General features: G+C 64.7%; 18 protein-coding genes. 6 read left to right on the top strand and 12 right to left on the bottom strand.

Annotated features, from left to right (window positions below; translation table 11 throughout):
• Window positions 1–45 precede the first annotated feature (45 nt).
• From HV765_RS15125 to HV765_RS15135, 3 genes are all read right to left on the bottom strand, one after another.
• Complete coding sequence (locus HV765_RS15125; protein ID WP_175170190.1) at window positions 46–453, bottom strand: hypothetical protein; 408 nt, start codon at window positions 451–453, stop codon at window positions 46–48.
• A 153-nt stretch (window positions 454–606) separates the two neighbouring features.
• Window positions 607–2013 (bottom strand): amino acid permease, encoded by a 1407-nt coding sequence (locus tag HV765_RS15130; RefSeq protein WP_175170191.1) that lies wholly within the window; start codon window positions 2011–2013, stop codon window positions 607–609.
• A gap of 273 nt (window positions 2014–2286) precedes the next feature.
• Complete coding sequence (locus tag HV765_RS15135; RefSeq protein WP_245636317.1) at window positions 2287–2835, bottom strand: fimbrial protein; 549 nt, start codon at window positions 2833–2835, stop codon at window positions 2287–2289.
• Between the two features lie 124 nt (window positions 2836–2959).
• On the opposite strand from HV765_RS15135, the gene HV765_RS15140 reads away from it, so the two are divergent.
• Together HV765_RS15140 and HV765_RS15145 are read left to right on the top strand one after the other, a co-directional pair.
• Window positions 2960–3679: a hypothetical protein gene (locus HV765_RS15140; protein WP_175170192.1), complete on the top strand. Its 720-nt coding sequence runs from the start codon at window positions 2960–2962 to the stop codon at window positions 3677–3679.
• Between the two features lie 245 nt (window positions 3680–3924).
• A complete protein-coding gene (locus HV765_RS15145; RefSeq protein WP_254600584.1) occupies window positions 3925–5985 on the top strand; it encodes a DUF8189 domain-containing protein in 2061 nt (686 codons plus the stop codon).
• 104 nt (window positions 5986–6089) lie between these two features.
• On the opposite strand, the gene HV765_RS15150 is transcribed toward HV765_RS15145, so the two are convergent.
• From HV765_RS15150 to HV765_RS15165, 4 genes are read right to left on the bottom strand one after another with little or no spacing between them, the layout of a single operon-like run.
• Complete coding sequence (locus tag HV765_RS15150) at window positions 6090–7238, bottom strand: hybrid sensor histidine kinase/response regulator (protein ID WP_175170194.1); 1149 nt, start codon at window positions 7236–7238, stop codon at window positions 6090–6092.
• 20 nt (window positions 7239–7258) lie between these two features.
• Complete coding sequence (locus HV765_RS15155; RefSeq protein WP_175170195.1) at window positions 7259–7924, bottom strand: chemotaxis protein CheB; 666 nt, start codon at window positions 7922–7924, stop codon at window positions 7259–7261.
• Window positions 7921–8760, bottom strand: coding sequence for a CheR family methyltransferase (locus tag HV765_RS15160; RefSeq protein WP_175170196.1), 840 nt, complete (start codon window positions 8758–8760; stop codon window positions 7921–7923). The genes HV765_RS15155 and HV765_RS15160 overlap by 4 nt, the downstream gene beginning before the upstream one ends.
• A gap of 35 nt (window positions 8761–8795) precedes the next feature.
• Window positions 8796–12224 (bottom strand): response regulator, encoded by a 3429-nt coding sequence (locus HV765_RS15165; protein WP_175170197.1) that lies wholly within the window; start codon window positions 12222–12224, stop codon window positions 8796–8798.
• A gap of 218 nt (window positions 12225–12442) precedes the next feature.
• Here HV765_RS15165 and HV765_RS15170 point away from each other — a divergent pair, with 218 nt between their 5' ends.
• Window positions 12443–12712 (top strand): AbrB/MazE/SpoVT family DNA-binding domain-containing protein, encoded by a 270-nt coding sequence (locus tag HV765_RS15170; protein WP_175170198.1) that lies wholly within the window; start codon window positions 12443–12445, stop codon window positions 12710–12712.
• 17 nt (window positions 12713–12729) lie between these two features.
• On the top strand, window positions 12730–13074 hold the full coding sequence (locus HV765_RS15175) for a type II toxin-antitoxin system PemK/MazF family toxin (protein WP_175170199.1): 345 nt from the start codon (window positions 12730–12732) through the stop codon (window positions 13072–13074).
• Between the two features lie 61 nt (window positions 13075–13135).
• Here HV765_RS15175 and HV765_RS15180 read toward each other — a convergent pair whose 3' ends face one another.
• The 4 genes from HV765_RS15180 to HV765_RS15195 all read right to left on the bottom strand — a co-directional run bounded on the left by HV765_RS15180 (window position 13136) and on the right by HV765_RS15195 (window position 17828).
• Window positions 13136–14635 carry an N-acyl-D-amino-acid deacylase family protein gene (locus tag HV765_RS15180; RefSeq protein WP_254600585.1) on the bottom strand — a complete coding sequence of 500 codons (1500 nt, stop codon included), beginning with the start codon at window positions 14633–14635 and terminating at the stop codon, window positions 13136–13138.
• A gap of 5 nt (window positions 14636–14640) precedes the next feature.
• Window positions 14641–15627, bottom strand: coding sequence for a Bug family tripartite tricarboxylate transporter substrate binding protein (locus HV765_RS15185; protein WP_175170200.1), 987 nt, complete (start codon window positions 15625–15627; stop codon window positions 14641–14643).
• A gap of 140 nt (window positions 15628–15767) precedes the next feature.
• Window positions 15768–16796 (bottom strand): threonine ammonia-lyase, encoded by a 1029-nt coding sequence (locus HV765_RS15190; protein ID WP_175170201.1) that lies wholly within the window; start codon window positions 16794–16796, stop codon window positions 15768–15770.
• 42 nt (window positions 16797–16838) lie between these two features.
• Window positions 16839–17828 carry an N-carbamoyl-D-amino-acid hydrolase gene (locus HV765_RS15195; RefSeq protein WP_054422910.1) on the bottom strand — a complete coding sequence of 330 codons (990 nt, stop codon included), beginning with the start codon at window positions 17826–17828 and terminating at the stop codon, window positions 16839–16841.
• Between the two features lie 296 nt (window positions 17829–18124).
• On the opposite strand from HV765_RS15195, the gene HV765_RS15200 reads away from it, so the two are divergent.
• Window positions 18125–19063 carry a LysR family transcriptional regulator gene (locus HV765_RS15200; protein ID WP_054422912.1) on the top strand — a complete coding sequence of 313 codons (939 nt, stop codon included), beginning with the start codon at window positions 18125–18127 and terminating at the stop codon, window positions 19061–19063.
• A gap of 41 nt (window positions 19064–19104) precedes the next feature.
• Here the strand turns inward: HV765_RS15200 and HV765_RS15205 are convergent, their stop codons facing one another.
• On the bottom strand, window positions 19105–19881 hold the full coding sequence (locus HV765_RS15205) for a LamB/YcsF family protein (RefSeq protein ID WP_175170202.1): 777 nt from the start codon (window positions 19879–19881) through the stop codon (window positions 19105–19107).
• A 146-nt stretch (window positions 19882–20027) separates the two neighbouring features.
• Here HV765_RS15205 and HV765_RS15210 point away from each other — a divergent pair, with 146 nt between their 5' ends.
• The gene (locus tag HV765_RS15210) at window positions 20028–21077 is read left to right on the top strand and encodes an ABC transporter substrate-binding protein (protein ID WP_254600586.1); all 1050 of its coding nucleotides are present in this window, start codon (window positions 20028–20030) and stop codon (window positions 21075–21077) included.
• The last annotated feature ends 21 nt before the right edge of the window (window positions 21078–21098 follow it).

The raw sequence follows: 21098 nt of genomic DNA on the forward strand, positions 1-21098 counted from the left end.
AAATCCAGTTTTAGTTGAGTCGTAAAAGAAACACACATTCGCTGATTAACCACCGATGCCGATTCCCGTGGTGTTGCGTTCGTGCATGAACCTGTCGGCACGCGCAACGACCACTAAACCACCCATTAACAAGTTAGCGGGCCAGAAAATACCCCGACGAATAATCAAACCCATTACGTGCGGTTTTTTATTCACACCCCGCTGATATTTAATATCAGCCACCATCCACCGGACGGCTGTGGCCAGCACGCGAGTCAGCGCCGGATGCTTACGCATCAATCGCAGACACGGCACGGCCCAAAGGCGGTATCCCTGGTACGACATCGCCGAAAATTTCTGTGCACAGTCGCTGGCGTCATAGGCCCAATCCGATCCTGAAATCAGATCTTGCTGACGCAACTCGGTGCACACAATCTTCTGCGAAAAATCAACCCAGATACCTAACTTGCTCATTCGAATTACTCGATGTATTAATTTCACGAAAAGGCTTTTGGCCTTGCATCGCCCTATCTATGAGCGTGAAAAGATAATAGTCCGCGGGGAAAGTGATTAATATCGGTCCAGAACGAAATATGCCGACCCAAACGTTTCCGACTCGTACCCGTCCTAAATCTCAACCAAACCTTTCATATTTTTGCGTTTGCCGCCGAGATTATCGGGATGACTATTCCCGGTTTTGTTGCGTAATAACAAGGCGGCCAATGACAGCAACAGCCACAACGGGATTCCATAGAACAGGGCCGGCGCGAAGGCATCGATCTGTAGCGTTGAAACCGCAATCGCCATCATCACGACAACGCCCACGATGCCGCGCCACGCCCCCTTGGCCCCGCGCGCTTCGCCGCCAAGCTGCTGAAAGCGGATGTAGGCCAGAAAGATCACCATCCATATCGCCAGCAAGCTGGTAATCGCCATGGACGATGCGGCCACATACACCACGCCTGGAAAAACCAGGTGCGCGGCGTAGACCAGCATGGCCGCCCCCACCACGACCGTGACGGGCGCGCGCAGCTTGCCGGCTCGCCCCAACATGGCGGGCGCCTGACCCGCCCGGGCCATGCTGAACACCATGCGCGAACCGCCATAGATCTGGCAATTCAGTACCGACACCACGGTCACGGCCATCAACACAGTGAACGCCAGCTGCGCGCCCGGCAACTTCGCCAGTTCAAGCAACTGCACAAACGGCGTGAGGTTGGGCGCGACGGGCTCATGCCACTGGAACCATGCCGATGCGGCGACGCCCGCCACCACCAGCACCACCACCCACCACGCCGCCCGCCGCATCGAGCGGCCCAGCCCACGGGCCGGAACACGGGCCGGAACACGGGTCTCGGCACCCGCAATCGACATCACTTCAAGGCCGATAAAGCCCATCGTTGCAATCGTGAACGCTTGCCACACCTGCGGGCCAGTCATGCCCGCAAGAATCGTGGACGATGCGGTGCGCGCGCCGTCAACCGTGGGCGGCGCGGCATTGAAGGCGTAGACGCACGCGATCACGATCAGGGCAAGCAACGCCAGCCCTTTTACGGCGCTTAATGCGAACTCGACCCAGGCAAACACACGTGCGCCCGCCAGATGCAGAAGATTCAGTCCGGCCAGCAACGCAATGACCACCAGCGAAGGCGGAACCTGCGGCATCCACCAGGCCAGCACGCGCTCCAGCATGGCGATTTCGGTTCCCACGATCGTCACAACGGAAACGACATACGCGGCCCGCACGACAAAACCGGTGCGATGGCCCAGAAACGCTTCGGCATACGACGCGAAACCGCCCGGCGTGGGATGGGCGGCCGTCATGTCTGACAGGCAGCGCATCAACAACAGCGCGATCAGCGCGGCCGCTGCATAGCTCAGCACCGCGGCGGGGCCGGCCACCGTCAGCGGAAATGCGCTGCCCGACACGACGCCATAACTAATGACGGCGCCGACCGCAATCGCCGCCAATTGTCCGCGCGTAAATACTGCGGGCAGGCCGGATTCCCGGCGAATGATCTGGTTGATGTTCATAGCAAAAGAGAAGGATGCGCCTAGGCCGCGAAACAGACGCGCAAAACGTGCGGCGGCGCGCGCCACGCGCAGCAGGATCGCTGGCGGGCATGGGCAAATACGATGGGGAAAGTGTGCAGGACGCCGTACCCCCGTTCAATCGGACGAGTACGAAGCTGGGCCGGGCGTGAGCCGAATGCGGATCAGCCAGGACGGGGCGCGTGGGCGGGACTTTCAGCCGGAGCAGGCTGAATGGCGCGCGCGGCGCAAAGGCCGCGCGGCTTGAGAGCGTGATTAGGAGTACGTCAGCGTGACCGTTGCGGTCGCGTTGGCGGTGCCGGGCGCGCGTGAAGGTGCCGTCGGTGAACGGATATAGCTCGCCAGGAAGGTATAGCTGCTCTTTCCCGACGACGGCCGGAACGCATACGACTCAGAGCCATCAAATTTGACGGGCGTGCCGGTGCTGCCATGCTGGGAATCGTTCGTGGTGATTTGCACGCCGATGCCTACCGCCACACCCGCGCCATTCATATTCGTCAGCGCCAGAATCGACGTGCTGCCGGTGATCGTGCCCGAGAACTTCAACGAGGCCGCCGACAAGGAGCTGACTTCGCAATTCTGCAATCTGACGTCGAAGGACTTGCTGTACCGCGAGGCCGGCACATTCGACGACGTGAATTCCGACAACGGCACGTCGCCCAAGGCAATGGCGTCAACCGTCAGCCCGCACGACGGGCTGGTCACCAGGCCCGTCATGGTCAGTGCGTAGCTTTGCGCGTGAGCGGTCGCGCCCGTGAGGCTCAACGCCATCATCAGGAGCGGCGTTGCAAGATTCATTTTCATTGTTTAGTCAGTGCATGGATAAATTTTTTCTGAGTGTACCGATGCGTCCCGGCGCTTGATATCGGATGCGAACCAAAAAAAAGCCATAATCGCGGAAACCTCGGACTGGTCCTATTTTTTCGGCATGTTCAGCCCACAGCCCTCCACGTCTTTCTACTTGAGCGCAGACGTTCTGCGCAGCCGCAGCGTCGGCGGCGCGGTCTTGCACGGTGTGATCGACACGCCCGCGCCCCCTGCCCGCGTCGTAGCGGATTGGGAACGCGAGACGCGCACGCAAACCCTGCTGGAACCCGGCGACGTGGAACAGATGCCGCTCGCCCGCACGCGCTTTCGCTGGCCGGCATTCGACGATTGCCTGCGCGCCATGCAAGCCTGGACGCAATCGATCGGCCTGCAAGACGTGCTGGCCGCAAGCGACATCGCCTTGATGGCGTGCCGGGGCGCGCGGTATCACCATGATGGCGAGCAATACGGCAGCGCCGCGTTCTGCAACCTGTTCGTCTCCGACGACAAGGGGCTGGACGTGCATTTTCCGCACACGGGCCAACGCATCCCGCTCACGCGCGGCGTGGCCATGCTGTTCGATACCTGCCAGCCCCACGCCGTCATCCGCCGCGGCGCCAGCGGCTACACGGCGTCTGATTTTCCAGAAGACGAAGACCTGTCGCAGTGGTTCCTGACCTGCGAGCTTCCGATTGAAGACGCCCGCGTGGCGCAGGCGCTGGGCGTGACGTTTGATGTGGACCCCGCCACCGCGGCGCAGTTGGCTGACGAACAGGTGTGGGTGGACGGCGTGCGCGCGGTGGTGTGCCCGGAATCGGGGCAGTGGCGGCGCGCGGTCTGACGGCACCATCGCAATCAGACGGGGACAGCGGGGGTAGCGCCTCCCGCGCGTTGAGCCGCGCGCCCTGCGCTGGCGCACCCGCAAAAAATAAGTGACGGACCGATTGCACCCGGACACCCTATCCAACATCCTGTGCCGCGCGGCTCATCAAGCTGCATCACCCCGCCGCTATACTCGTTTCACTTCCATTTTCCCGCGCCGCGCCTTTTAAGCGACGCTCACTTATGCCTTTGTTGACGGCCCTGATGCGTCCCCTTGGACGCGCCCTACTCTGTGCAGTTTTCGCCCTAGTCTGCTCGCCCGCGCTGGCCGCCCCGCCCACGCTGGCGCAATGCCACGGCATCAAAGACCTGGCTTTCGTCGCCCACCTGGACGACGACCTGCTATTCATGAACCCGGACATCGCCTCGAACATCGAGGCGGGCGGATGCGTGCGCGTGGTCTACATGACCGCCAGCGATGCCGGTGAAGGCGAAACGTACATGCTGGGCCGTGAACGCGGCGTGCGCGCGGCCTACGCCTATATGGCGCATAAGCCCGACGTGTGGAAAACGGACGTGGGCATGGCCGACGGCCGCCACATTGCGCGCTTCACCTTGCAGGGCAATCCGCGCGTGCAGCTCTGGCACATGCGCCTGAAAGACCCTTGGCTGGGCAAGGGCTGGGGCAGCCTGACGCCGCTGTCCCGCACCGAATCTGAAGCCGGGCAAAGCGTGGATACGCTGGGCCCCAACCCCGAGGTCTACACGCGCGAACAACTGATCGACACGCTGGCGGAATTGATCCGCCAATACGGGCCGACCACGGTGCGCCATCTGGACGACACCATCAGCGTGCCGTACACGCAGCTGTGCTGGCGTTGCGCCGGCCACGGCCACCCCGACCACATCGCAAGCGCGCGGCTGGTGCGCGAAGCCATGGTGCGCGCGCCCGGCAACTACGCCGAAACCGGCTACATCGATTACCCCAGCCAGGAACGCGCCACCAACCTGGCTGAAGCGGAAATTGAGACCAAGTCAGTGATCTTCCAGCACTACGCCTGGAACGACTACCACTATTGCGCAGGCCCGACCGGCTGCAAGGAACCCGCCGGCCCCGCCGCTGCCTGGGTGCAACGCGCGTACTACGTGTCGCGCCAGGACATCGCCCCCCAGCTGTACCCGGATGGGCGCGGCGGCCTGGTCGTGTTCGCCGCGGGCGAAACCAATGCCGCCGTCAACCGCTGGGACTCGGGCCAGCAACGCTGGCAAAGCCTGGGCGGACGCACGAGTGGCCCGCTGGTGTCGTTCACCCATGCCGATGGCACGGCCGGGCTGATGGCGCGCGACCCGCTGGGCGGCGTCTGGGCCAACAAGCAACGGCACGACGGCACCTGGCAAGGCTGGCAAGCGCTGGGTGGCCTGCGCGTGACGCAGATTCCGGCCGTGGCGCCACGCGGCGAAGCCGCTGCTGTGGCCTTAGGCTATGACGGCCTGCTGCATTGGATTGCGCCGTCCGGCATCGATGGCAGCTGGAGCACCTGGCAAGACTTGCCGCCGCTGGAAGGGGCCACCGGCGCGCCGGCTGCGGCGCGCGGCGCCGACGGGCGCTATGTGATCTTTGCCTCCACCACCCAAGGCGAACTCTTCTACACCCGCCAGTTGCCCGCGGCCAAAGGCCAGCGGCCCGAATGGCATGCCTGGCGTCGCGTCCCCGCGCCCGAAACGGCGGGCGGGCTGGCGGCCATTCGCAATCATGAAAATCGCGTTGAACTCTACTTCCGCCAGCGCGGCAGCAACCATCTGACTCAGCTGGTGGAAGCGGGCGACACCACGGATATGGACATGGACTGGAGCAAGGCCGCCGACCTGGGCGTGCCCTTCATCGGCCGCCCGGCCATCAACGCCGATGCGCAGGGCAACGTGGTGCTGGCCGTGCTGGAACGCGCGGATGGCCACCTGTGGCTGGTTGAACATGGCAAGCCGTCGCGGCTGGACGCCGAAGCCGCCTCGCCGCCCGCACTCAACATCATCGATGGCACGCTCTACATCGTGGCGCGCACGGCCGGCGGCCCGCAGCGCTATCAGGTGCTGTCGCGGCGCAGCGGCGCATGGGCCACGGCAGTCACGCTGGATGGCGTGCCGGCCACAGGCGGCGGCCCCTTCGCCACGCTTGCGGCCCGCCCGGCAGATCTGCCCAACCTGGGTTCGCACGGCGCCAACAACACCGTGGTGGTGCGGCCTTCAACGACCGATCCCAGCACGCTCAGCATCGAGCGCATGCCCACGCAGGTGTCACGGCCCGCCACGCCAACGACGGTGCAGTAAGCGGGATCAGCCGGCGTCGCCCCGCAGCGTGCCGGTGACGCGGACAGGCGCGACCGGCATCGACTGAACACTACGGGACAGGCGCCACCGGCATCGACTGAACGCTACAAGACGCGCGGCGGCGCCAGCACCGGCACCTGGCGCGGCAGCTCCACGCGAAAGCGCGTGATGCCGTCCTTGGATTCCGCGCTGATGCGGCCGCCGTGGGTCAGCACGATCTGCTGCGCGATGAACAGCCCCAGCCCCAGGCCCTTGTGGCTATCGGGGCGGCGCTCGCCTCCCCGGAACGGGTTGAACAGGTGGGGCAGCAAGGCCGGCGGAATCGTGCCGCCGTTGCTGACCGTGACACCCACCTGCCCCGGCTGCGTACCATCTACTTCCACGCGAATTGGCAGATCGGCATCCCCGTGATGCAAAGCATTGCCCATCAGATTCGCCAGCACCTGGCTCAGCCGCTTGCCATCCCACGTGCCGATCAGATCCCCTTCGTAGATGGGCTCGATCACGCGGTCGGGCGCGCCCGCCAGCACTTCATCCAGCGTGCGCTGAACCAGCCCTTCCATGCTGGTTTCAGCCGGCGACAACGTCAGCCCGCCCGCCTGACGGATACGCGTCACGTCGAGAAGATCTTCGATCAGGCCCGTCATGCGTTCGCCGCTTTGCGCCATGCGCTGGGCCAGGCTGGCGACACGCGCCGGGTCGCTCTGGCGCTGCAACAGCGCGGCGCCCATCACGATGGACTGCAACGGCGTGCGCAGATCGTGGCTGAGCACCGCCATGAACATCTCGTTCACCCGCAACGCTTCCGTGCGCTCTTCCAGCTGCCGGGCCAGCGCGCGCTTGCGTTCATGCAGCTCGAAAAACACGTTCGCCTTCATGCTCAGCATGTGCGGGTCGATCGGCTTGTACAGAAAATCCACCGCGCCACTCTCGTAGCCACGGAATTGCCAATTCTGTTCACGCGTGCCGGCCGTAATGAAAATCAGCGGGATGTGACGGGTGCGTTCGCTGCCCCGGATCAGTTCGGCCAGTTCGAAGCCGTTCATGTCCGGCATCTGCACATCCAGCAGCGCCAGCGCCACATCACCATGGGTCAGCAACAGTTCCAGCGCTTGCGGGCCGGACTGCGCTTTCAGCACCTCGACCCGGTCGCTACCCAGCAGCGCTTCCAGCGCAACGAGATTCTCGGGGACGTCGTCGACCAGCAGGCATTTGATGCGGTCTTCAAGGGGCTTGGCGGATGTCAGGATCATGGCGTCAAAACAGGTTGGGATCACAACAATCGTTGCGCATGCAGTTGAATGAACCGGGCCGCAATGGCTTCCGGCGTCAGGACGTGGGGGGCCGGGATTTTGCCCGGCGTTTGGTGCGGCGTTTGGCCCGGGGTTCGACCTGAAAAGCGCGCCAACGCCGCTTCGGGCATGGTGGGCATGGACGCGCTGGCGGGGTCCTGCACGATGGTGTAGCCGCCTGCTGCATGGATGGCGGCCAGGCCGGCTGCGCCGTCATCATTCGCGCCAGACAGCAGCACGCCCACCAGCTTGTCGCCGTAGCCGTCCGCGGCCGACTCGAACAACACGTCAATCGAAGGCCGCGAAAAATGCAACGGCGCATCCACGGACAGCGCCAGGCGCGGCCCGTTATCGATCAACAAGTGGTAGTCCGGCGGCGCGAAATACAGATGGCCGCGCTGTATCAGCTGCTGGTCTTCGGCCTCTTGCACCGGCAGCGCACAGCGCGTGCGGAAGATATCGACCAGCAGGCTGCGGCGGTCGCGCGGCAAATGCAGCAGCACGATCACCGCCGCGCGCAGCCCCACCGGCAGGCGCGGCAACAGCACGTTCAACACGTCGATCGCCCCCGACGAACCGCCGATGACGATCGCCTGGTAGGGGCCGCCAGCCGGCGTGTTGGATGCATTCGCCGCGCTCGCGTTCATCGGCCGGCCTTCTTGCGATAGACGCGGTCTTCCAGCACGAAGTCGTCAAAGTGCTCGGCCTGCGCCGAGAACCGCAACGACTCTTTCGAACCCAGGCCCAGAAAGCCGCGATGCACCAGCGCGTCGTGGAACAGGCCAAGCGCGCGGTTCTGCAAATCGCGCTCGAAATAAATCAGCACGTTGCGGCACGAAATCAGATGCACTTCCGCGAACACGCTGTCGGTGGCCAGGCTGTGATCGGAAAACACCATGTGTTCGCGCAGGGCCTTGTCGAACACCACGCGGCCATAGCGGGCGGTGTAGTAGTCAGACAGCGAGCTGCGCCCGCCCGCACGCGCATGGTTCTCGGTAAAGGCCGCCACACGGTCCAGGTCAAACACGCCCTGCTCGGCCGCGCGCAAGGCGTGCGGATTGATGTCGGTGGCGTAGATCAGCGTGCGGTCCAGCAAGCCTTCCTCGTGCAGCAGGATGGCCAGCGAATAGACCTCTTCCCCCGTGCTACACCCCGCCACCCAGACCTTGATGGACGGATAGGTGCGCAAGATGGGCACGACCTCGTTGCGCAACGCCAGAAAGTAGCTGGGGTCGCGGAACATGTCGCTGACCTGCACCGTCAGGTATTGCAGCAGGCCCGTGAACACGGCGGGTTCATGCAGCACGCGGTCTTGCAGCTGCGACAGCGTCTTGCAGCTGAACTGCGTCAGCGCGCTTTGCAGGCGGCGCTTGAGCGACGCCTGCGCATACGCGCGAAAGTCGTAGTGGTACTGGTGATAGATCGCATCAAGCAGCAGCCGCTGCTCGATGTCCGCGATACGCGCCTTGGTCTTGTGGGGCATGGCTGTGCTCGACTCGATGTTGCGCAGGCAGCGCCTTAATTGCGCATCCAGACACGCACCAGCGACAGCAGGCGCTCAACGTCCAGCGGCTTAGCGATGTAGTCATTGGCGCCCGCGGCCAGGCATTTCTCCTGATCGTCTTTCATGGCTTTGGCGGTCAGCGCAATGATCGGCAGGCGGCGCCATTCGGGCCGCGTGCGTATCTCGCGCATGGCGGTGTAGCCATCCATCTCGGGCATCATGATGTCCATCAGCACCAGGTCAATCGACGCGTGGCCATCGGAACCCGCGCGTTCCAGCGCATCCAGCGCTTCACGGCCATTGCGCGCAATCTCCACGCGCAAACCGGTCGGCTCCAGGATGCTGGACAGCGCGAACACGTTGCGCACATCGTCTTCCACCACCAGCACCGTGCGGCCTTCCAGCCCGGCGTCGCGGCTGCGCGCCTGCTCCAGCATCTGGCGATGCTCGGGCGGCAGCTCGGCTTCGACCTGATGCAGGAACAGCGTCACTTCGTCCAGCAGGCGCTCGGGCGAACGCGCGTCCTTGATGATGATCGACTTCGAGAAGCGGCGCAGGTGCTGCTCTTCGTCGCGCGACAGCGCGCGGCCGGTATAGACGATGACGGGCGGGAACGACACGCTGTCCTGCTCGGTCATCTGCTGCAACAGCTCGTACCCGCTCATGTCTGGCAGGTTCAAGTCCATCACCACGCAATCAAAGGTGGTTTCGCGCAACTGATTCAAGGCGGCGGCGGCGGTTGCGGCTGGCACGATCTCAACATCATTGCGCGCCAGCAGCTGGCGCACGCTTTCGCGTTGGCGGTCGTCGTCTTCCACGACCAGCACTCGCCGCATGTTCTGCGTGAACTTGGCTTCCAGGCGCTGCAACGCGTGAACCAGCTCTTCGCGCTTGACGGGTTTGAGCGCGTAGCCGATGGCGCCACGGCCCATCGCTTCTTGCGCGTAATCAGCCACCGACACCACATGCACGGGGATGTGGCGGGTCTGCGGATTGCGCTTGAGCTGGTCCAGCACGCCTAGCCCGGAGAAGTCAGGCAGGTTGATGTCCAGCACGATGGCGTTGGGGCTTTGCTGCACCGCCTGCGCCAGGCCGTCGCTTGCCGTATGCGCAAGCAGGCAACCAAAGCCCATCTCGCGCGCCAAGTCGGAAAGAATGCCGGCAAAGCGTTCGTCGTCTTCGATGACCAGGATGGTGCGGCCTGGCACCTGGGGGTCGGCCGGAGCCTCGTCCGACCGCGACTGCGCGGCGGGCATTGCATCTTGCAGGATACGTGCGGCCATGTCTGACGTTGCCGGGCGTGCCTGAGGCGCCGGCGGCGCGCTGCGCGCGCGCTGGGCAGGCGTGGGCGGCGCGGCGGTCAGGCGAATCGGCACTTGCAGCGTGAACACGCTGCCCTGGCCCGGCGTGCTGGCCACCGTCAGCGAGCCGCCCAGCAAATCGGCCAGATCGCGCGAGATCGACAGGCCCAGCCCCGTGCCGCCATGCTTGCGGTGCGTGCTGCCGTCGGCCTGGCGGAAGGCTTCAAAAATCAGTTCCTGCTGGTCTTCCGGCACGCCGATGCCGGTATCCCGCACGGCGAACGACAGCCGGTTGCCCGGCGCGCGCGACACGCGCAGCGCCACCGTGCCTTGCTGCGTGAACTTCAACGCGTTCGACAGCAGGTTCTTCAGCACCTGGCCCAAGCGTTGCGGATCGGTATACATCGCCGCGGGCACATCCGCGTCCACCTCAAGTTCGAACGCCAGCTTCTTCTCTTGCGCAATCGGCCGCAGCGGGTCGAACAGGCGTTGCAGCAGCGCGGGGATGGCCACTTGCTCGACCTCGACCGTGGCCTGGCCCGCTTCGATCTTGGCCAGATCCAGAATGTCGTTGATCAAGGTCAGCAGGTCGGTGCCTGCCGCGTAGATGGTCTGCGCGTACTTGACCTGCTCGGTGCTCAAGTTGCCGGGCTTGTTGTCCGACAGCAGCTTGGCCAGGATCAGCGTGGAATTCAACGGCGTGCGCAGTTCGTGGCTCATGTTGGCCAGGAACTCGCTCTTGTACTGGCTCGCCTGCGCCAGCTGGCGGGCTTTGTCGGACAGCGCGTCTTGCACGCGCATCAACTGTTCGGCCTGCTGCTCCAGGTTGGCGTTGGTCTGCTCCAGTTCGGTCTGTTGCAGCTCCATGCGCGCCTGCGATTCCTGCAAGATGCGGCTCTGTTGCTCCAGCTCTTCGTTGCTGACGCGCAGTTCTTCCTGCTGGGTCTGCAACTCTTCGGACTGGCGCTGCGTTTCTTCCAGCAGCGCTTCCAGACGGGTGCGGTCCAGGCCCGAGCGGATGGACGACGCCAGCATTTCCGACGCGCCTTCCAGCAGGGCGCGCTCGGTCTCGCCCACCGGGTGGTTGAAGCCCAGCTCCAGCACCGCATACACGCGGCCATTCTGCATGGCGGGCGCCAGGATCAGCTCGGCCGGATTGGAGCGGCCCGAGGCGGATGCAATCTCAAGGTGGCCCGCCGGCACGTCGCGCACATGCAGCAGCTTGCGCGAGGCGGCGGCCTGCCCGATCAGCCCTTCAGCCGGCTGGATCTTCTGCGCCAGCCGTTCGGGCGGCAACGCATAGCCGCCAAAGAGTTCGAGTTCGCCCGTGCTGCGGTCCAGCACGTAGCCCGCGCCCACATTCGCGTCCAGGTATTCGGCCAGATATTCCAGCGACCGCTTGCCGATTTCATCGACGCGGTGATCGCCCTGCAAACGCATGCTCAGGCCCGACAGACCCGTCGTCACCCACGTCTGGCGCGCCTTCACGCGGTACTCGCGCATGGTCATGGCGCCGGAAATCAGGATCAGCACCAGCAGCACCATCGAGCCGCCCCACGAGTAATACGTGGAGGTCGTGGCGGCGGCGGCCCAGGCTTCCTTGCCCTCGGCCAGCTCGCCCATCTGTCGCGAGTACAGGTCGGCGACCAGGTCACGCAGCCGGTCCATGGCCTCTTTGCCCGCATCGGTGCGCACGACCGCCATCGCGCCTTCCACATCACCGGCCTTGCGCATCTCGATGGTGTCACGCAGTTCCACCAGCTTTTGGCGCGTGATGCCATCGATATCGTTGGCAATGCGGCGCTGCGCCGAATCTTCGCTGGCCGCTTCCTTGACCACGCCCAGCCGCTGTTCGATCAGCGGCAACGAACGCAGATAGGGTTGCAGGTAGGCCAGGTCACCCGTCAGCAGATACCCCCGCTGCCCGATCTCGGCGTCTTTCAGCGCCGAGTTGAACAAGCTCAACTGCCGCAAGACTTCCGTCGTGCGGTCCATGGCCTTGACGGCCTGCACCCGGGTATCGGCGGAGCGCACGTTGACGAAGGCGATGACCAAGGTGGCCAAGGCTGCCGTGATGAATCCGGCAAGCAACGTCTTCGGAAAAGGATAGCGGCGGGAACGCTGAGGCGACGAATTCGGCATGAGGGCGGGTACCGGTCCAATGGATTCAGGCCTGCGGCGGCGCGCAGAGCCGATGCGCAAGCTGATGGAAACAAGGCGCAGTCATAGCAAGCGGTGCAAGCGCAGGACTATACAGGGTCGAAGCGCCGCCGTTGACAGTTCGGGCGCGCCTGACTTACGCTTCCGGGTAGTTATAACCGTTATAACTTCTGTGGCCGTATCGCCATCCCGGAGGACCTATGCCCAAAGTGGAAGACAAAACGATGATCCTGTCCTTACGGAAGATTGGGAATTCGCAAGGGGTGGTGCTGCCCAAAGCCATGCTGGAAGGGCTCGATTTCTCGCATGGCATCCGGGTGGTGAAGACGGGCCAAGAGCTGCGCCTGCAGCCCGTTGAGGAAAATGCGGACCCGTTCGGTTTTGGTGCGGCCATGCTGGCGCAGATCGACGCCGGCGCCGTCACCCCCACGCTGATTCCCGATGTGTTCCCCGAGGACGCCGACTTCTAATCCAGGAGGCCCCGCCCATGAGCTCGGCTGTATTTCCGCAACCCCGGCGCGGTGAGATTTACTGGGCCGATCTGAATCCCGTCATCGGAAGCGAACAAGGCAACCGCCGCCCCGTATTGATCGTGGGGCCTGACGCCCTGAACCATATCGCGGCGAACAACACCGTCATAACCTTGCCGATTACCTCGAAGGGCAAGGAAGACCGGTTAACGCTCTGGGTGCAAGCCGACGGCGCCAAAGGCTACGCCGTCTTGAACCAGGTACGCACCCTGGACAAAAGACGGTTGCAGTCCTTGGCGGGGTCTGTCGACCCCGCACAACTGACCGAGATCCTGACCCGCTTGCGGCAGATCTTCTCTTAGCAAAAGGCCCCATTCGAGGTCTTTCGATCTCGGGTCGTTTGATGCCCGGGTCTTTTGATCTTCACACCCCCGGCCGGATCACCAAGCCGCTACGCGATCCCGTGCTTGCGCCCGCCTGCCACGCCACGCTGCCGTTGACCACAACGTAGTCGATGCCTTCGGCCTGGCGGGTCGGGGCGGCCCACGTCGCCGTGTCGGCGATGGTGTCGGCGTCGAACACGACGATATCCGCCGCATGGTTTACCGCAATGCGGCCGCGTTCGGGCAGGCGGAAGTAGGCGGCGGGTTTTCCTGTCATCTTGTGCACCGCCTGCTCCAGCGAGAACAGGCCGACGTCGCGGCAGTAGTGGCCCAGCACGCGCGGGAAGGTGCCCCACAGGCGCGGGTGCGGCGCGGGGTCGTGCGGCATGCCATCCGAGCCGATCATCGTGCCGGGGTACGCCAGGATGCGTTCAACGTCGGCCTCGTCCATGATGAAGTAGATGGCGCCTGCCGGTTGCAGGGCGTCCACCGCATCGTCCGGGGTCAAGCCCAGTTCCCGGGCGATGTCATCCAGATCGCGCCCGGCGTACTGCGGGTACGGCACCGACTTCGTCACGATCACGCGGCTGGACACGGCCAGGCGGTCTTTGCGCAGAATGGTGGAGCCGGCCACGTAGGGGTAGCAGTCCAGCGCCACTTCCTGGCGCTGGCTGGCTTCGGTGATGTGCGCCAGCGTCTGCACCGAGCGGCCGTGGTTGCGCGGGCCGATCAGTTTGTGATGCGAGATCAGCACCGGTGCGCCGCCCGCCGCGCCCACCGCGAAGGCTTCGTCCAGCGCCGCGAAGATGCGGTCGCCTTCGTCGCGGATATGGCTGGCGTACAGGCCGCCGTGTTCGCGCAGCACGCTGGCCACCGCCATCAGTTCGTCCAGCGTGGCGGGCATGGCGGCTGGATACGCCGTGCCGGTCGACAAACCGATCGCGCCGCTTTGCATGGCCTCGCGCAGCAAGGCCTGCATGTGTTCGATCTCGCTGGCGGTGGCGGGCCGGTCCAGCTCGTCCATGGCGGCGGCGCGCAGCGACGTATGGCCCACCAGGCAGGCGGCGTTCACGGCGGGTGGGTGGCGGTCCAGGTTGCGCAGGTAGGCGCCAAACGTTTCGTAGGGAAAATCGCTGACGTCATTGCCCAACAGGTTGACCGGCGCCGGCACGTCGCTGCGCCAGCCCGAACGCCACGGGGCCTGACTGATGCCGCAGTTGCCCGTCACGACCGTCGTCACGCCCTGACTCAGCTTGGCGGGCATGCAGGGGTCGATCGACAGGTAGCGGTCGTCGTGGGTGTGGGTGTCGATGAAGCCGGGCGCGACGATGCGGCCGGCGGCATCCAGCACTTGCGCGGCCTGTGCGCCATGCAAGTCGCCAACGGCCGCGATGCGGCCCGCGCGCACGGCCACATCGGCGCGGACGCGGTCAGCGCCCGTGCCATCAATCACCGTGCCTCCACGGATCAGCAAGTCGTAGCGTTCTTGGATCATGGCGTTCTGGATCACGGCGTTCTGGGTCACGGCGGTCAGGGTCATGGCGGTCAGTCGATCTTCACGTTGGCTTGCTTGATCACCTGCGCCCACACCGGGCGTTCGGCATGCGCGCGGTCAAACAACTGCTGGCGCGGGCCGATGTTCGGCACATAGGCCAGGCTCTTCAGCTTTTCCTGCACGTCGGGCGATTGCAGCGCCTTGTTCATCGCGGCGTTCAGGTAGTCCAGCACCTTCGGGTCGGTGCCGGCGGGCGCCACGTACCCTGTCCACGCCACCGCGCGATAGCCCTTCAAGCCCTGCTCGTCCATCGTGGCAAGCGCAGGCATGGACGGATCACGTTGCAGGTCGGTCACGGCCAGCGGCACGACCTTGCCCTGGTCCACGAACGACGCGATGGACGAGATGTTGTCGAACACCAGATCGGCTTCGCCCCGCAGCACGGCCAGGTCCGCCTCGACACCGCCCTTGTACGGCACGTGCATGAATTCCACGCCCGCCATCGAACTGAACATGGCGGCGCTCAGGTGCCCTGTCGTGCCGTTGCCGCCAGACGACACCACCAGCTTGCCCGGCTCCTTCTTGGCCAGTGCAATCAGGTCGGCCACGCTCTTGACGTTCAAGCCCGGGCGCACGGCCAGGATGTTCTGCACGGAACCGGTCAACGCCACGGGCGCCAATTGCTTGTCGGCGTCGTATTGCAGCTTGGCGTACAGGCCCTGGTTGATGGCCAGCGTGGCCACGTTGGCGAACCCGATCGTGTAGCCATCGGGCGTGGCGTTGGCCACCGCCTGCGTGCCGATGATGCCGGAGGCGCCCGTGCGGTTCTGCACCACGAAGTTGCCGCCCGTCTGCTTGGCCATTTCGGCGGCCAGCAGGCGCGACACGATGTCGGGCGTGGTGCCGGTGTTGAACGGCACGATGATGGTGACGGGATGCTCGGGGTAGGCGGCCTGGGCGGCGGACGCCGCCGTCAGGCTCAGCACGGCGCTCGCCGCAGCGAGCCAGCGCTTGGCGCTGCTTTGGTACGTGGACATGGTTTTCTTCCTTGGACTGTTATGGGTGTTTCCACGCCAGCTCTGCGTCTGGCGCGGGTACTGCGGGTACTGCGGGTACTGCGGTACTGCATGGCAAGAGTCCTGGCGGCTCCCGTCAACCGGGAGCCCGGCGCGAACAATTACTCCAGCGCGATTTGTCGCAACAAGGGCAAATCGATATTTCCGCCCGACAGCACGATGACGGCGTCGCGGCCGTCGGCCGAGATATGGCCCGCCAGCAACGCGGCCAACGCCACCGCGCCGCCCGGTTCCACGACCAGACGCAATTCATCCAGTGCGAAACGAATCGCGGCGGCAACTTCGGCATCGCTGACCGACACCGCCGCGCTGAGGCTGCGGCTGTTGATCGCATAGGGCAGTTCAGCAGGCGTCGCGGCTTGCAACGCATCGCAAATGGTCTTGGCGCCAGCCGGATTGCTTTCGCGCTTGCCGGACGCCAGGGACCGCACTGTGTCGTCGTACTCACGCGGTTCCACCGCGACCATGCGGGCCTGCGGCGCCAGCTCACGCAACACCAGCGAACACCCCGCCGCCATGCCGCCCCCGCCGCAAGGCGTGGCGAAGAGGCCCAGGCTTTCGCGTGCGGCCGCGGGCAGGTCTTGCAAGGCTTCCAGCGCCAGCGTGCCTTGCGCCGCCAGCACATCGGGGTGATCACCCGGCGGCAACAAGGTCGCGCCGGTTTCGGCCAGCAGCCGCATGCCGATGGCTTCGCGGCTTTCGCGCAGGCGGTCATACCGCACGACCTTCGCGCCATGGCGCAGCGCCTTTTCCACCTTGTTCTCTGGCGCATCCACCGGCATCACGATGGTCGCAGGCACGCCCAGGCAACGGCTGGCCCATGCCACCGCCTGCCCGTGGTTGCCGGTTGAGTACGCCACCACGCCGCGCGCGCGTTGCGCGGCATCCATATTCAGCAGTGCGTTGAACGCGCCACGCGCCTTGAACGAGCCGGTGACTTGCAGGTTTTCCAGCTTCAGCCAGATGGGCGCTTGCGCGCGCTCATCCAGCACGGGCGAGCGCAGCAGCATCGTGCGGCGCACGTGAGGGGCCAGGCGCTCGGCGGCGGCGGTGACGTCGGCGTAGCCGGGCACGCGCATCGTGCCCAGCATTTCATGTTCGATGGTCGGAGGCAGTAGCGTCGCGGTCATGAGGCAGGTTCAATCCAGAGAAAGAGTCGATTGGGGCGCGCGTCAGACCGACGGCGTCCACACGGCGGGGGCCACGCTGCCGGTCTGTTCGACCAGGCGGGTATACGCTTCGGGGCGGCGGTGTTTGGCGAAGTTGAAGACGGTGTTGCGGCCCAGCTCGCACAGATCCAGATCGCAGTCGGCAACGATCAGTTCGTCGTCCCAGGTGGCGGCCATGGCGATGATTTCGCCTTGCGGATTGACGATGATGGAATGGCCCAGCAACTCGTGGCCGTCTTCGGTGCCGGCTTTGGCGACGGCGGCGGCGAAGGTGGCGTTCTGGTAGCAGCCCGCCTGAATCGACAGATGCGAGTGCAGCACGCGCAGGTGGTGCGCTTCAAAGCCGCGGTTGTCCTGATTGCGGCTGGGCGTGTTGTAGCCCAGCATGACGAGCTCCACCTGTTGCAAACCCAGCACGCGCCACGCTTCCGGCCAGCGCCGGTCATTGCAGATCAGCATGCCCAGGTTAGCGTCCACGCCCGGCGCAACGGGTGCGCGCACCACCGGAAAGCCCAGATTGCCCACTTCGAAATAGCGCTTTTCCAGATGCTGCACCTGGCGGTGCTCGGCAAATTCCGCGTGACCCGGCAGGTGGACCTTGCGGTACTTCAGCACGATCTCGCCATTGGGCGCGATGACAACCGACGTATTGAAGCGGCGCTTGCGCACGATGCCCTGCTCGTCCGGTTCCCACGCCAGCTCGGCGTAGCCCAGATACACCATCACGCCAAAGCGCTTGATGGCGTCAAACAGCGGCTGCGTGGCGGGCGACGGCAGGCTGGGTTCGAACCAGGCGTCGGCCTCGTCCAGGTCTTCGCAGTACCAGCGCGGGAAAAACGTCGTCAGCGCCAGCTCGGGAAACACCACCACCTGCGCGCCCCGCTGGTGCGCGCGCTCCAACAATCGGAGCATGCGGCCGATCACCCCCTCGCGCCCCTCGGCACGTTGAATGGGACCCAACTGGGCGGCGGCGACAGTGACGATGCGGGACATAAGGCGTTCCTGGAGGGTGAAAGGGAGCTTGCTGGCAGCATGCCGCGCGGCGCGCGCGCCGGGAAGCCGTCCCGTAGCGCAGAAAATCGCGTGCAGCGACGGGAGAAATCCGCTGGAAACCGTTGAAAACAAAGGGTTCTGACGGCAGCACCGCACGCGGAAAAACTGCCAAGGACTGTGCATTTAGTTATGGGCTACGCGCAAAACGTCATGGCGCGCGCGTGGCGGGCACGCCGCGCGACCCGGCCAGGCCATAAAATGGCAGCCACCCTTTTCCTTTGCGGACGTTCCTTCCCATGGCCGGCCCCCTCCCTTCGGCGCCCGGAGCCCTGACGCTTCGCCAGATCGAGGTTTTCCACGCGGTGATGTTGACCGGTTCGCTAAGCGAAGCCGGCCGCATGCTGTCCGTGACGCAGCCCGCCGTGAGCCGCGTGCTGGCCTCCGCTGAAAACCGCTTGCGCTACCAGCTGTTTGAACGCGTCAAAGGCCGGCTGCACCCCACGCCGGAAGCGCGGCGGCTGTACGCCGAGGCCGAAGAAATCTTCGGCCGCGTCAATCGCTTCAACGCCCTGGCGGGCGCGTTGGGCGCAGGGTCGGCCGGCACGGTCAGCCTGGTGTCCAGCCCCAGCTTCAGCGAATGGCTGATTCCGCACGCCATCCAGAAGTTTCGTGAACGCCACCCCGACACGCCCATCCGCTACCGGCCGCTGGCCTTTGATGCGCTGTTGCCGCACCTGCTGCTGGGTCAGGCCGACTTTGGCTTGGCCTCGATGCCGCCCCCGGTCAACGCCAATATCGTCAGTGAAGAAATCGGCCAGGGCTGGCTGGGTTGTGCGGTGCCGCGCGGCCATCCGCTGGCGGTGCGCAGCCGCGTGCGAGCGGAAGACCTGCAAGGGCATCTGCTGATCGGCTACGGCGCGGACACGCCATTTGGGCGGCTGGCCAGCCGCTTTCTGAATTCCGGCCCGGTGCCGGTGCAGCCGCAAATTGAAATCCGCTCGACACCCGAAGCGCTGGCGTTGGTGCGCCAAGGCGTGGGCGTGGCGTTGATCGAGTCGTTCGGCTATCACCCAAGCTTCGGCAAAGACTTCGTGCTGTTGCCCACCGACCCGGCGCTGGGCCATGCGATTCATTTGCTGCATTCGGCCAGCAGCCCGCTATCGAGCACCGCGCGGCGCTTTGCCAGCGTGCTGAAGGCGCTGATCAAGCAGGCGCAGAAAGACGCGCCTTTCTAAAGAATCCCCTATCAACGACGCGCGCTGCGTGGCGGCGCGCCTTACTGAAAGTCCAGCTGCGAAATCGGCCGCAGGCGCACGCCTTCGGCCAGCAGCGCATCGCGCACGGCCTGCGCAATGGCGACCCCTTGCGGGTTGTCCCCATGCACGCAGATCGTGTGCACCGGCATCGCCACCACCTTGCCGCCCACCGTCCGTATCGCCTGTTCGCGCACCATGCGCAGGGCCTGCGCGGCCGCCGCCACCGGGTCATGGATGACCGCGCCCGGTTCACTGCGCGGCAGCGTCAGGCCGTTGTCGCCATAGAGCCGATCCGCAAACACTTCGCACGCCACGCGGATGCCCGCCCGCCGCGCCGCGCGCTCGGTTTCGTTATGCGGCGTGCACACCAGCACCAGGTCCGGGTCCAGCGCGCGCATGGCCCACGTCAACGCTTCGGACAAGGCGCGGTCTTCGAAGGCCTGCGTGGCCAGCGCGCCATGCAGCTTCACATGCGACACGCGATGCCCCGCCGCGCGCGCCATGCCCTGCATCGCGGCGATCTGGTACGCAATCATGTCGCCAATCGCTTGCGGGCTATCGCCCGTGATCTTGCGCCGGCCAAATCCCCACAGGTCGTTAAAGCCCGGATGCGCGCCCACATCTATGCCCCGTTTTAGGGCGGATGCCGCCGTTTGGTGCATGACGGAAGCATCGCCACCGTGAAATCCGCAGGCCACGTTGGCCGATGTGATGAGGTCCAGCATGGCCTCGTCTGCGCCGATTTTGTAGGGGCCAAAGCTCTCTCCCAGGTCGGAATTGAGGTCTACGTCGTACATGTGTGGGACTCCGAAAAAAAAGCGAATGTCGATGTTTGGCATACCGTTGGCATGCAATTTGCATGCCAAGGACTTGCTGAGGCGATATGCCCAGGATCGGGGCAGGTCTGCCCATCGCGTTTTTCTTCTCGAACGGAGTCCAAGCAATGCATCTCAAATGGAAGAATGTCACGTGCGCCGTCGCCGCCACGTTGGCAATGGCCACAGGCGTGGCGCAAGCCGCCGAACTCAATTTCGCAAGCTGGGGCGGCAATTACCAGGGCGCCATCCGTGACGCGTGGCTCAAGCCGTTCTCGAAGGAAAGCGGCATCACCATCCACGAGGACACCGACCCGCAAGTGGCGAAGATCCGCGCCATGATCGACACCAAGTCGGTCACGTGGGACGTCGTGACCGAGAACAGCGCCCGCCTCACGCGCGGCATCAAGCTGGGCGTGTTTGAAAAGATCACGCCGGACATGGTCAAGCAGGATCACGTCATTGCCAACGCACGCAACGACTATGGCGTGCCGTCGGAAATCTTCTCGACCAACATCGGCTTTTCCACACAGGCCTTCCCCGCCGGCAAGCCGCAACCCAGCACCTTTGCAGACTTCTGGGATGTAGAGAAATTCCCCGGCAAGCGCACCATGCAGGATGACCCGGCAACGGTCATCGAGGCTGCGCTGATCGCCGATGGCGTAGCGCCCGCCGACGTCTACAAGGTGCTGGCCACCAAAGAAGGCCTGGACCGCGCCTTCAAGAAGATCGAAGCCATCAAGCCGCATGTGGCGCGCTGGTGGAAAAGCGGCGCCGAGCCCGTCAACGCGCTGGGCAGCGGCGAAGTCGTGATGGCGCTGGGTTGGAACGGGCGCTTTCAGGCCGGTATCGACTCGGGCCTGCCGATTGCGATGGGCTGGGGCGACAGCATTGCGCAAGTCGGCTACTTCGCCATCGTCAAGGGTTCGCCCAACCGCGATGCGGCCATCAAGCTCTTGAACTTCATGATCCAGCCCAAGAACCAGGCCGAGTTCAGCAAGTACATCGCCTACGGCCCGACCACCGAAGCGGCGCTGCCCCTGATTGACGCCAAGCGGCTGGAACGTCTGCCGTCGACCACCGAGCGCCTGAAGAACAGCATCTTCCTGAACTCGGAATTCTGGGACGCAAACGGCCCCGCCATCACCGAGCGCTACAACCAGGTCCGCGCCCGCTGATCCGCCACCTTCCTTACCCAG

This window comes from Achromobacter kerstersii (assembly GCF_902859595.1).
GTDB lineage: Bacteria > Pseudomonadota > Gammaproteobacteria > Burkholderiales > Burkholderiaceae_B > Achromobacter > Achromobacter kerstersii.